The sequence below is a fragment of the Nonomuraea sp. KM88 genome (assembly GCF_052245635.1).
Taxonomy (GTDB): Bacteria; Actinomycetota; Actinomycetes; order Streptosporangiales; family Streptosporangiaceae; genus Nonomuraea.
The window spans coordinates 1-12300 of record NZ_JBQQCC010000028.1; the positions used below are offsets into that span (position 1 = coordinate 1).

10 protein-coding genes and 1 pseudogene are annotated in these 12300 nt (G+C 68.9%); 6 read left to right on the forward strand and 5 right to left on the reverse strand.

Features of this window, described 5'->3' with window-relative positions:
* The first annotated feature begins 200 nt into the window (after positions 1-200).
* A pseudogene (locus ACTWPV_RS45330) lies at positions 201-3324 on the forward strand (Tn3 family transposase).
* Positions 3325-3457: 133 nt separating this feature from the next.
* On the opposite strand, the gene ACTWPV_RS45335 reads toward ACTWPV_RS45330, so the two are convergent.
* Positions 3458-4837 carry a DHA2 family efflux MFS transporter permease subunit gene (locus tag ACTWPV_RS45335; RefSeq protein WP_443156555.1) on the reverse strand — a complete coding sequence of 460 codons (1380 nt, stop codon included), beginning with the start codon at positions 4835-4837 and terminating at the stop codon, positions 3458-3460.
* Between the two features lie 74 nt (positions 4838-4911).
* On the opposite strand from ACTWPV_RS45335, the gene ACTWPV_RS45340 reads away from it, so the two are divergent.
* From ACTWPV_RS45340 to ACTWPV_RS45355, 4 genes are all read left to right on the forward strand, one after another.
* Positions 4912-5424 (forward strand): MarR family winged helix-turn-helix transcriptional regulator, encoded by a 513-nt coding sequence (locus tag ACTWPV_RS45340; RefSeq protein WP_443156556.1) that lies wholly within the window; start codon positions 4912-4914, stop codon positions 5422-5424.
* Positions 5421-6002, forward strand: coding sequence for an NADPH-dependent FMN reductase (locus tag ACTWPV_RS45345; RefSeq protein ID WP_443156557.1), 582 nt, complete (start codon positions 5421-5423; stop codon positions 6000-6002). The genes ACTWPV_RS45340 and ACTWPV_RS45345 overlap by 4 nt, the downstream gene beginning before the upstream one ends.
* 38 nt (positions 6003-6040) lie before the next feature.
* Positions 6041-6955 carry an NADP-dependent oxidoreductase gene (locus tag ACTWPV_RS45350; protein WP_443156558.1) on the forward strand — a complete coding sequence of 305 codons (915 nt, stop codon included), beginning with the start codon at positions 6041-6043 and terminating at the stop codon, positions 6953-6955.
* Positions 6956-7158: 203 nt separating this feature from the next.
* Positions 7159-8106: a tyrosine-type recombinase/integrase gene (locus tag ACTWPV_RS45355; RefSeq protein ID WP_443156559.1), complete on the forward strand. Its 948-nt coding sequence runs from the start codon at positions 7159-7161 to the stop codon at positions 8104-8106.
* 125 nt (positions 8107-8231) lie between these two features.
* Here the strand turns inward: ACTWPV_RS45355 and ACTWPV_RS45360 are convergent, their stop codons facing one another.
* Both ACTWPV_RS45360 and ACTWPV_RS45365 read right to left on the reverse strand, forming a co-directional pair.
* Positions 8232-8876, reverse strand: a complete 645-nt coding sequence (locus tag ACTWPV_RS45360; protein WP_443156560.1) for a hypothetical protein — start codon at positions 8874-8876, stop codon at positions 8232-8234.
* Between the two features lie 109 nt (positions 8877-8985).
* A complete protein-coding gene (locus ACTWPV_RS45365; protein WP_443156561.1) occupies positions 8986-9981 on the reverse strand; it encodes a hypothetical protein in 996 nt (331 codons plus the stop codon).
* A 303-nt stretch (positions 9982-10284) separates the two neighbouring features.
* Here ACTWPV_RS45365 and ACTWPV_RS45370 point away from each other — a divergent pair, with 303 nt between their 5' ends.
* Complete coding sequence (locus tag ACTWPV_RS45370; protein WP_443156562.1) at positions 10285-10713, forward strand: hypothetical protein; 429 nt, start codon at positions 10285-10287, stop codon at positions 10711-10713.
* A gap of 25 nt (positions 10714-10738) precedes the next feature.
* On the opposite strand, the gene ACTWPV_RS45375 is transcribed toward ACTWPV_RS45370, so the two are convergent.
* Complete coding sequence (locus ACTWPV_RS45375) at positions 10739-11407, reverse strand: recombinase family protein (RefSeq protein ID WP_443156563.1); 669 nt, start codon at positions 11405-11407, stop codon at positions 10739-10741.
* A 239-nt stretch (positions 11408-11646) separates the two neighbouring features.
* Positions 11647-12282 carry a TetR/AcrR family transcriptional regulator gene (locus tag ACTWPV_RS45380; RefSeq protein ID WP_443156564.1) on the reverse strand — a complete coding sequence of 212 codons (636 nt, stop codon included), beginning with the start codon at positions 12280-12282 and terminating at the stop codon, positions 11647-11649.
* Positions 12283-12300 lie beyond the last annotated feature (18 nt).

Here is a 12300-nt window from a genome sequence, read left to right on the forward strand (position 1 = left end):
GCGCCGCCCACTGCGCGTCAGCGAGGTCGTGCCGCCTCGCCACCACTACGCTGGCCACGAGGTCTCCGGTATTTCGTTCTTCTTGGTCGTTGAACCAACTACCGGAGACCTCTTCGTTCAACGATCATCGACACGCCTCACACGTGATCTTTCGAAACACGGCCTAGACGCCGGGGACCGAGGCAAGGAACGGGCCTGGAATGACGTGGATCGAGCGCACCGCCTATCCGCAGTTCAAGCGGTTGACGTCGGCGAGGGTGCTGCACGTGTTTTTTCACGCCGTCGCCCGAAGAGGTGACCTGGGCCGAACAGCGCACTGGCAGCCGGGAGTCGTGCTTCGCGCTGGTGCTGGCGTTGAAGTGCTTCCAGAAGATGGCGCGATTCCCCTCTCCGGACGAGGTCCCTGACGTGGTGATCGACCATGTTCGACGCTGCCTGGAGTTGCCCGACGACGTCTGGCCGGACCATGGCTCCTCACGGAGCGCGAAGGCGCATCGCAAGCTGGTGCGCCAGCGTCAGGGCGTGAAGTACGACGCGGGCCGGGCCCGGGCGATCGCCGCGGCGGCGATCCGGAAGGCGGCCCGAGCCAAGAACAACCCGGCGGACCTGATCAACGTGGCGATCGAGGAGTTGCTCCGGCTGCGGCTGGAACTGCTCGGGTACACGACGTTGGAGGACGTCGCCACCAGTATCCGCGCTGAGGTGAACGCCGTGATCTTCGCCACGATCCTGGAGCGGATGGGCGAGGCCGGCCGGGCCCGCATGGAGGGCTTGCTGGTCGTCGGGCCGGACGGGAAATCGACGTTCAACCGGCTCAAGAAGCCCGCCCAGCGAGCCACGTGGTCCCGGTTCAGGGAGCAGGTGTCGTGGCTGGATCAGGTGGACGCGCTGGGCGACACCGACGCGTGGTTGGAAGGCATCGCGCCATCCAAGATTGCGGATTTCGCGGGGGAGGCCGACGCTCAGGACGCCGACATTCTGTCGCGCTACGACCCGGTCAAGCAGGTGGCGTTGCTGGCGTGCCTGACGCACACCGCACGGATGCGGGCCCGTGATGACCTGGCCGAGATGCTGTGCAAGCGGATGGCCTCCCACGTCAAACGGGCCAAGGCGGAGCTGGAGGAGATCCGCGCCCGCCAGCGCGCGACCAGCGAGCGGCTGATCGGCACCTACCGTCAGGTGCTGGAACGCCTGGACCCCGGCAGCGAGACCGCCGCCGTCGGGCGCGAGGCGGTGGCGCGGGCGATGGAGGCGGTGAGCTCCTGCGCGGCGGGCGCCGGGCAGGTTCAGGCGCTCGGCGAGATGCTGTCAGCGCTCGTGGTGCAGACCCACAGCGTGCAGGCGGTGCGGGCGGCGGTGGAGCAGGCCGGCGGGTTCGCCGCGCAGCTGGCCGACATCGAGGAGGTCGCCGCCTTCCACGGCTACGCCTACGAGTTGCTGGTGTACCGGTTCTACAAGAAGGACCGGCCGGCGCTGTTCGAGCTGGCGGGCAAGCTGCAGCTGAAGGCCACCTCCAGTGACGATTCAGTGCTGGCCGCGCTGGCGCACGCCCGCGAGCACTCACCACAGCGCCGCGACTTCATCCCGCTTCCACCACCGGTAGAGGAGGATTCACCGGAGTCAGGGATCGCGTTCGCCTCGGGCAACTGGCGGCGCGCGGTGACCGACCGGCGCCGCCCCGGCATGGTGGCGCGGCGGCACTTCGAGGCCATGGTGTTCTGCTACCTGGCCGAGGAACTGCGCACCGGCGACGTGGCCGTGCTCGGCTCAGGCGAGTACGCCGACTGGAGCGCCCACCTGCTGCCCTGGGAAGAATGCCAGCCACGGCTGGCGGCGTTCTGCGAGAAGGTCGGTCTGCCCGACACCCCCGCCGGCTTCGTCGCCCACCTCAAGAACGCCCACCTGACCGCGGCCGCGCACCTGGACGCCGGCTACCTCGACAACGCCGACCTGGTCATCGACGACAACGGTGTGCCCAGTCTCAAACGCCGCCGCGGCAAGGACGCCAGCATCGACGCCGAGCGCCTGGCGGCCGAGATCGAACGGCGCATGCCCGAACGTTCGCTGCTGTCGATCGTCGCCCGCACTGCCTACTGGCTGAGCTGGTATCGCCACTTCGGCCCCGCTTCCGGCTCCGACCCCAAAATCAAGGACAAGCTGGGACGGTACTCGCTGGCGGTGTTCAGCGGCGGGATCAACATCGGCCCGTACGAGGCGGCCAAGCACATCGCCGGCGTCACCGCCCGCGAGCTGTCCATGGTACGCAACCGGCACATCACCCTGAAGAAGCTGAACGCCGCGATCGCCGATGTGGTCAACGCCTTCGCCGAACTGGACGTGGTCAAGGCATGGGGCGACGGCAGCACGGTGGCCGCCGACGGCACCCAAGTGGACACCTACATCGATAATCTCCTGGCCGAGACCAGCATCCGGTACGGAGGATTCGGCGGCATCGCCTACCACTACATCTCCGACACCTACGTGGCGCTGTTCTCCCGGTTCATCCCGTGCGGGGTGTGGGAGGCGGTGTACCTGGTCGAAGGGCTGCTGGCCAACACCTCCGACATCCAGCCCTCCACCGTGCACGCCGACACCCAAGGCCAGAACTTCCCGGTCTTCGCCCTGGCGACCTTGTTCGGGTTCGACCTGATGCCGCGCATCCGCAACTTCAAGGACCTGATCTTCTTCCGCGCCTCGGAGAAGATCGCCTACCCGCACATCGACCAGCTGTTCGGCGAGAGCGGCCGCAACGTCATCGACTGGAAGCTCATCGACAAGCACTGGATCGACCTGATGCAGGTGGCGATCTCCATCAGCGAGGGCCGACTGAGCTCGGCCACGCTGATGCGCCGCCTGCGGTCCAACTCCCGCAAGAACCGCATCTACAAGGCCTTTCGAGAGGTCGGCCGCAGCGTCCGCACCGTCGCCCTGCTCCGGTACCTGGCAGACCCGGCGCTCCGGGCACGCGTCACCGCGGCGACCAACAAGGTCGAGTCCTACAACGGCTTCGCCAAATGGCTCGGCTTCGGCGGCGTACTGGCCGACAACGACCCCGAAGAGCAGGAGAAACTGATCAAGTTCAACACCCTGCTGGCCAACCTGGTCGTCTTCCACAACGCCCTGGACATCTCCGACATCGTGCGGCAGCTGGTCGCCGAAGGTTGGAACATCACCGCCGACCAGCTCGGCCAGATCGCCCCCTACCTGCGGGCCCACATCAGCCGCTTCGGCGCCTACGCCACCGACGACCTACACCGCCAGCCCGACCCGTTCGATCCCCTCCTGAAGGAGGTCGACTTCGCTGCGGTCGACCTGGCCGCCTGAGGTTCTCGAAGCCGCCAGATCATGTGGCCGGCGCCCCGTGAGCTTGTTCGCCCTGCGCTACCCGCCGGAGGGCTTGAGCGGCGACTCAGGTTTCGATCACGATGCCGCGGCGTTCGATGGCACAAAGCCCAGCTCAACGAACTGGCCCAGCGGCTGCGCCCGTGGTGTCGGAGTCTGGGGAGACGGGATCGCGCCGTGGCAACAGCGCCGCTGGAGCGAGGGCGAGCAGGGAGAGGATGAGGGTGGCGCCGAAGGCAATCGCGTACGCCTGCGGGGCAGAGCCACCGGTGGCGAGGTGGCGGGCCACGATGGCGAGAAGGAAAGCCGTGCCGAAGGAGCCACCGATGCGTTGAATGACGCTGAGCAGGGTGGTCGCCTCGGGAACGGCCTCAGGTGACAACCGCATGTACGCGGCGGCGGCGATGGGGACGGTGGCCAGGCCGAGCCCGACACCACGCAAGAACAGAGCGACGCTCAGCGCCGGATCGCTCGCGCCGGGCACGGCCACATAGGGCACAGTGCCTGCGGCGGCCACGACCGTGCCGGCGATGAGCAGCACGCGGGGTCCGAAGCGGTCGGTAAGCCGTCCGGCCAGGGGCAGCGCGGCCATGGTGCCGAGTGCCAGTGGAGCCAGCAGCAGGCCTGTTTCCACGCCGGTGGCACCGCGTACCTGCTGGTAGAACAGTGGCAGCAGCACCATGGGGCCGAAGATTGACGCGCCGGCCAGCATCATCAGCCCGCAGGACAGGGCGAATGCACGATCGCCGAACAACCGTAGGTCCACCAGGGGATGACGACGGCGGAGGGCTCGGTGCGTGTAGCCGAGCAGCAGCACGATACCGAGCGCGATCGACCCGGCGCCGAGGACGTCGGTGGAGGCCGTCAGCCGGGTGCCGCCGTACAGCAGGACCGCCAGTCCAGGGCACAACAGGAGCAGTCCGCGCAGGTCGAAGGGCCGCGGGTCGGCGGGCACGGTGTCGGGAAGTCCATGCCAGGACAGGACCAGAGCGGCGATGCTCAGCGGAACGCTGACCCAGAACACCCACCGCCATCCGGGACCGTCGATCAATATGCCGCCGAGGACCGGTCCGAGGAGTGGCGCGAGCTGGCCGGGCACCGCGACCAGTGCCATCACCCGGCCCAGCCGCCGTGGTCCCGCCATGGTGGCAAGGATCGTCTGCGACACGGGCAGGATCAGCCCGCCGCCGATCCCCTGCAGGATGCGGAAGACGATGAGGCTGGGGGTGGACCATGCAGTTCCGCACAGCAGCGAGGCCACGGCGAAGATGAGCAGGCTGCTCCGCCACAGTGTCCGGGGGCCGACGCGGCTGAGCGCCCAGGGCATCGCGGGGACGACCACGGCCAGCGTGAGGAGGTGGGCGGTCACCACCCACTGGATCTGCTCGGTGTCGGCGGCCAGGGCGATCCGGGCATCCTCCAGGGCGACTCCCACGATGGTGGTGTTGAGCAGGGACGCCAGGCCGCCGATCATCAAGATCACGGCATGACGCATCAGAGCCGGCTCCAACGGATCGAGGGCACCAGATTTTGTTGGCATGCCAGCAGTATGCGCGTTACGATGTTGGCATGCCAACAAAAAGCTCTGAGCAGGCGGCGAGGTCCCACCCGGGAGTTCAGATCGCCGAGGCCCCCCTCGGCTCGCTGTTGCTGCAGGCAGTGCGGGCCCACGCCGCCTTGGCCGCCTCGCTCCTGGCCAACCTGGGCCTGGTGGCCCCACAGGAGGTGGTCCTGCTGTACCTGCAGGACCACGGCCAGACGCCGCAGGCCGAGCTCGTCCGTTTCCTGGGCCGCGACCGCTCCACGGTGACCGCGACCCTGCAGGCCATGCAACGCGCCGAGCTCATCGTGCGGACACCCTCCCAGACCGACCAGCGCGCAATGAACGTCGATCTCACCAGCACCGGACGCGCCCTGTGCCCCCGCATCCGAACCGCCTGGGCCGAACTGGAACGACTCTCCTTCGGCCGGCTCTCACACCCGCAGCGCGAGCAACTGGCGGCCGGCCTCACCGCCGTGCGTGACGCCGCACGCGCCCGCCACGAGGACGCCCACCACGAGGACAAGGAAACCCGCCCGTGAACGACCAGCCTCTGCGCCTGGCACTGATCATCGCCAGCACCCGCCAGGGCCGCTTCGGCGCAGCCATCGGCCACTGGACCGCCGGCATCGCCACCGGGCGGCCGGAGTTCGCCACCGACGTTATCGACCTGGCCGAACTCCACCTGCCCGCCGACCTCAGCGGCTCGGCCCACGCAGCGGAGTTCATCGACCGCATCGGCGACGCCGACGCCATCCTCGTCGTGACCTGCGAATACAACCATGGCTACCCCGCCTCACTGAAACTCGCGATCGACACCGTGCGCAACGAGTGGGCCGCCAAGCCCGTCGGATTCGTCTCCTACGGCGGACTCGCCGGCGGGCTGCGCGCCGTCGAACAACTGCGCCAGGTCCTCGCCGAGCTCCATGCCGTCACCCTGCGCGACACGGTCAGCTTCCACTCCCCGCACGACCACGTGGACCAGAACGGACGCGTCACCGACCCCGCCACCGCCAAATCCGCCGAGGCCGCGGCGCACACCCTGTTCGACCGGCTGACTTGGTGGGGGACAGCCCTGCGTGCCGCCCGCACAGCCCGCCCCTACGCCCTGACCGGCTGAGCGCCGGTGACCACCACGCGCCCCAAGGAGCCCCCTCCATGCCGACCGTCATCGCACTGACCCGCTTCGGCCCCCCGGAAGTCCTGCAGCCCCTGCAGATCGAGACCCCCCGGCCGGGACCCGGCCAGGCACTCGTGCGGATCCGCGCAGCCGGAGTCAACCCGGTCGACTGCAAGCTCCGCCGCGGTGACTTCGCCGGCACCCACCCCGCCAGTTTCCCCCAACGCCTGGGCAACGAGTTCGCCGGAACGGTCATCGCCCTCGGCCCCGACGTCGGTGCCGACAGCGTCGTCGCCGTCGGCACCGACGTGGTGGGCTCGGCCACCGCGCAGGCCTATGCGGAAGTCCTGGTCGTCGACACCACCGGCCTGGTCGTGAAACCGCCATCGGTCCCGTGGGAGCTGGCCGCGGGCCTGCCCGCCGCCGGGCAAACCGCCCACACCGCGCTGTCTCAGCTGGGTGTGGGACCCGGCGATGTCCTCCTGATCCATGCCGCGGCCGGCGGTGTCGGCACCATCGCCACCCAGCTCGCGCGCGAGCTGGAGGCACGGGTCATCGGCACCGCCAGCGAGAACAACCACGACTACCTGCGTAGCCTCGGCGCTACCCCCACCACCTACGGTCCTGGACTGCTCGACCGCGTCCGCGCTCTCGTACCGGACGGAGTCGACGTCGTCCTGGACCTCATCGGCGGTGAAGCCATCACCACCAGCCTCGCCCTGGTCCAGGACCGCCACCGCATCGGGACGACCGTCGACCAGCGTGCCGTCGAGGAACACGGGGTGCGGCGAGTCGGAGGCCGCTCGCTTCCCGCCCTGCGCGAGATCGTCGGCAAGGCGGTGACCGGTCGGCTGACTCTGCCCGTCCGGACGTTCCCTCTACGCGAGGCCGTCGCTGCTCATCGCCTCGTCGAGAGCGGCCACGTGCGCGGCAAGGTGGTCCTCACCGTCTAATCCACCGACACGAAAAGTGATCACTCATGTACGTGATAAAAGTCTATTATCACGCACATGAGCGATCATGGCCGCGCGCCGACCTGCGGAACCGTCTCCGGCGGGAGTGCGCGACTCGGGCACGTTATCCGGTACATCGAAGCGGCGGGTCGCCCCGAGCCCGGCGGTCCGCTCGCCCTCGGCTCCATCGGACGGTGGTCGGCGTGAGCGCCGCCGGCGCACGGAAGGTCGCCGCGCTACGTGGTGATGGGGTCGACCTGGCCGCGGCCGCCGAGGCGTTCCTGGCCACCAACCGGCTGGCCAACCCGAACACCCACCGCGCCTACGCCTCCGCCATCGACCGCACGGCTGGAGTCCTTGGCCGGGACCGGTTGCTGGGCGAGATTTCCGATGACGAGGTCGGCCAGGCGCTGATCGAGCTGTGGGGCGGGCGCGCGCCGGCGACCTGGAACCGTAACCGGGCCGCGGTCTCCTCCTGGCTGTCGTGGTGCCGGAGCGTGAAGCGGTGGGTGGCGCCGTCGGTGCCGGCCGAGGCCGAATGCCGCAAAGAGCACGTTGACGGAACCCGGGCCGTGGCCAAGACCACGCTGCACCGGCTGCTGTCACGTCGAGACATCCCGCTGCGGGAGAAGACGCTGTGGCGCATGCTGTATGAGACCGCCGCCCGCGCCGCCGAGATCCTCGCGCTCAACGTCGACGACCTCGACCTAGAGAACCGGCGGGCCCCGGTCCGCTCGAAGGGTGGCGCGATCGAGTGGGTGTACTGGGACACCGGCACCGCCCACCTGCTACCCCGCCTGTTGCGGCTGCCGGACGGATCCTCACGCACTCACGGACCGCTCTTCCTCGCCGAACGCAGGCCCGTGCCCGCCCGACGGCCCGCGGCCGCCGATATCTGCCCGCACACCGGCCGCGCCCGCCTCGGCTACGACCGCGCCCGTGTCCTACTCGGCCAGCATGCCGGGCTCGATCTGCACCAGCTACGCCATTCGGCGGCCACCCACCTGGGCGAGGCCGACGTGCCGCTGCAGCTGATCATGGGCAAGACCCGGCACAAGAACCCCCGCACCGCCATGCGCTACGTCAACCCCGGACCCGAGGCGATCGCCAAGGTCACCGAGGTCCTGGCGCCCCGCCGCCGTACCCACTGATCAGGCGATCTCTCAGGTAGGGCAGGACACTGCCCCTTTCTCTCGTACTTGGTCTGGCCCCCTAGATCTCCCAGAGTTCGTGCGAACTGAAGGGTCTTCAGGATGAACCCGAGGGTCTTCACGTTCTAGGGATGGTTTCGACCCTTGGGTTCGCCGGAACCGGCGAGGTCTTGTTCCTCAGCAGCCGTGATCAGGAGCTGCCGGGCGGAGTCGGCGTAGCGGATGGCGGTCTTGGTGTCGAGGCCGAAGACCGAGGCGAGATGCAGTGGGTCGCCGCCGCAGGCGAGGGCTTCTTCGAGGATCCGATCGATGCGCAGGCGTTCCAGGGTGGCGGCCTGTTTGTGCAGGATCAGCGAGGCTCCCTGGCCGCTGGCCGGCGCCGTGGTCGTGGCGGTGATGTGGTTGATGAGCAGGTGTGGGTTGGCGGTGTTGGGCCAGCGGGCGGCGCGATGGCGGAGCCAGTCGAGGAGCAGCCGGTGCGTGAGGTCGTCGAGTGGGCGGGCCCGGCTGGCGATGACGATGCGGCGGTTGCCGAGGTCGACGTCGTCCAGGCGCAGCGCGAGCATGTCGGCCGCGCGGGCGGCGTGGACTCCGGCGAGCGCGACCATGACCCGGGCCGCCGGAGTGGTGGCGGCTTGGACGGATCGATCGATGTCACCGGTGAGCAGCGGTTGCAGAACGCCGTAGGGGTATTGACCGACCCTGAGGCGGCGGGTGGGGTCGCGGAAGATTGTGCCGTTCTTCTTGGCGCGGGAGAACAGCGACCGCAACGCGATCAGGGCCCGGCGCTGATGACCAGCCCATGCTCGGCGAGCATGCGCTGCAGGTCGCTGGCCTTCCAGATGCCGCGGTGGGCGGCGGCCAGGCGCAGGTTCCACTTCATGCGTGCTCCCTTCCGGACGCTGGCAGTCCGGCCGCGTGCTCGACCGCGGCCGCGGTCGGGGCCAGGTTGATCTGATCCAGGCTGGTGAGCGCGTCGTGCAGGTCCAGCGGGATGCCGCCGCTCATGCCGGCGGCGATCCGCAGGACGGCGCGCTCGCCACCGCTGCAGGGCAACCGCCCGGCGTCCAGGGCGGCGATCGCGGCGTCCCAGTCGATGAACGCCAACGCCGTGGCCACGCTCGCGTCGATGGTGATGAACTGCTCGACGAAGTCGGGCCGGTGCAGCCAGATGCCGGTGTCGATGAGCAGTTCGACTCCGGCCTGGACGCACGGCAGCCCGGTGGCGCCGAGCGTGAGCGCGCAGGCCAGCTTGTGGCGGGCCCAGCCGCGGGCGCCCTTGCCATGCCGGACGTGCAGCTTGCCGAACCGGCCCAGGTCCCACTTGATGTCGGTCAAATCCAGCTTGCACGTCTCGTTGACGCGCAGCCCGACCTCGCTCATCAGCTTGGCGGCGGTGTAGTTGCGAGCGCCCGGGGCGAACTTACGGCAGGGCACCAGATCTTTGCGCCACCCGGCGAACAACCGGCCCACCTGATCGGCGGTGGGCGGGATCCGCAGCCGACCCTCCTGCCGGCCGCGCGGCCGGTTCATCTCATCGATCGGACACTCGACAACGCGGCCGGTCATCTGATGAATCTCGATCTTGTGGCGGAGCTCGAGAAACAGGAAGTACGTCTTGATCGCCTGGACCCTGGCCAGGCGGGTGCCCTTGGCGGCGCCACGCAGCACCTTGCCGAAGTACGCGTCGGCGTCGGCGGGCTCCATCTCCCACAGCGGCCGCCCGAACCAGGCCCGCACCTGCTCCAGATGCACCACATCCGAGGAGATCGTGCCGTCCGACAGCCCCGCCGCCGCCCGAGCCAGCACGAACCCGGCCAGTACATCGGTCTCCAGCGCCTCCAGGTCCTCGGCTGTGGCCGGGGCCCGGGCCACGCGAAGATCCTTCACCACAGCCAGCGCCAACTCCGGCCTCCTCGTCTTCGCCATCTATGCAAGACGAACAACGAGGACGATAGACCTTCAGAATCCCTGAAGTCTCATCATTCTCGAAAGAATCAGGGATCCCAGGAGGTATGCCCAGGTCCTGCGGCTATGACCATGCTGAACTACTCAACGAACTCCGGGGTTATTACACAAGCGGCTCCCAGCGCCCCGCAACCCCCCTCCCAAGGGCGTCGGTCCGACCCGGCCGAGAACGGCGACCTCGACCGGCCTCGGCGGCGCGGCAGGCGCGATGTGCTGATCGTCGCGCCGCCGGCCATCGCGGTGGACGACGACGGCGCCCGGCACGCCGCGCTCCTGGCCGCCAACGAGGCGGCCAACGCCGCCAACGCCGCCCGCCGGGCCGAACTGATCGAACGGGCCCGTGCCATCGCCGCGGCGCGCACCACCGACACCACACAGCCCCCGGCCGGCCCCGGGCCCGCCACCGTAGTGCGCGCCCCCCTGCACAACCGGCTGACCGGCCTCCTGGCCAAGCACGACGACGGCCCGCACAGCCCCCCACCAGGTGCCCCCAGCCCGGCGCGGCCCGTCGAACAGCAAACCCGCGCCACCGAACCCACGCCCGCCACCGACGCCACCGACGTCCCGCTCCAGCCGCAGCGCACCCTGCAAGGCGTCCTCCTCCCGAAGGCGACCCCCCCAGCGGGACTGTCAACTTAACGGCTGATCTTGATTGTTGTGGGTGTTAGTGGCTGGTGGGGGTGAGCCGGCCTTCAAAGGCGATCTGGAAGGAGATCGGCGAGGGCGGTTCGTATGGCGGCGCGGCTGACGCCGTGGGCGCGGGCGAGCGCGGCGATCGAGGTGCCCCGTTCCTGGTATGCGTTCCTGGCTTCTTCACGCTGGTCGGCGTTGAGGCGGGTGGGCGGCCGCGGTAGCGGCCTTCGGCCTCGGCTGCCGCGATCCCTTCGTCGGTGAGTTCGTTCTGCAGGTCGCGCTGGAATTGGCCGACGGCGGTGATCACGTTGATGATCAGGTCTGTGGTGGCGTCGTTGGCGGCGAGGTTCTGGAAGTTCGACAGCGGGCCGGACAGGACGCGTAGGGTGACGCCGCGAGCTTGGCACCAGCCGCGGACGTTGTGGATGTCGATGAGATCGCGGCAGAGGCGGAAGAGTTCGGAGACGGTGAGGGTGTCGCCGGGGTGCGCCTTGGCGGCGATCTTGCCGAACGCGGGGCGGTCCAGGGCGGGGATCTTGGAAGTGGTGGCGGGGTCCTCGAAGAGGAGGACGCCGTCTGCGGGGTGGAATCCCTCGGCGACTCCTTCGGTTCGCACGAGGAGGCCGGCCTCGGTCAGGATGTGCCGCTGGCGGAGCAGGGACTGGGACGCGGTGGAGACGCGGGAGTAGACGATCTGCACCGGGACTCCTCGGAAAGGGGGCGTGGCGCCCCGTTCTATCTGTCAGGAAATCCTGTCGTCAATCTTCGCTGACAATCAGCCGCCCAGAGCGATATTTCATCCCGTGGTGTCCGGTTTTCTGAGGCGTCGGGAGCTGGTCGGGCGACCTGTCGGGAAACCGCGGTTTCCCGACAGGTATCGCGGGTCAAGGCGTCGCGGTCTTTGGCATTGCGCGTCAGGGTCGAAGTTCCGGCTTCGGGTCAGGCCGGCGGGTCGGGGGTGTATCTGGCGAGCATCGTCTGGACGGCCTCTTCGACGGCATTGTGGATGTCGGAGGTTGCGGGATTCCAGCCGGTCAGCAGCATGCGGGGCCACAGGACGTAGTTAGCGATCATGCCGAGGAACTGGTTCGCGGCGCTCTCAGCGTCGGGCACATCAGCGTTGCCCGCCTCATGCTCGGATTCCAAGTACTGCTGGACGGAGGCGAAGTAGGGCAGTTTGCCGAGCTGGAACTGCATCCGTCCCAGCTCGGGGAAACGAGGCAGTTCGGCGATGACGATCCGGAACAGGCCTGTCATGCGGGGCTGGCCGATCAGGTCGGCGTATCGGTGGCCGATGGCTGTCAGCCCAGAGCGCAGATCTCCCGCCTGTGGCCGCGCGGCGGTATCGCCGGCGTCACGCTGCCAGGACTCGGTGACGATGGCCTCGAAGAGGGCCGCCTTGGTGGGGAACTGCTTGAACAAGGTGGACTTCGAGACCCCGGCCGCTTCGGCGATCCGTGCGAGGGAGGTGCCGTCGTAGCCACGGTCCAAGAACAGTTCTGTGGCCGCGGAGGTGATCGCCTCGCGCTTCTGCTGGGCGAGCCTGCGGTGATGCGCGGTGAGTTCTGCTGCCATGCGGAGAGTATGCCGCAG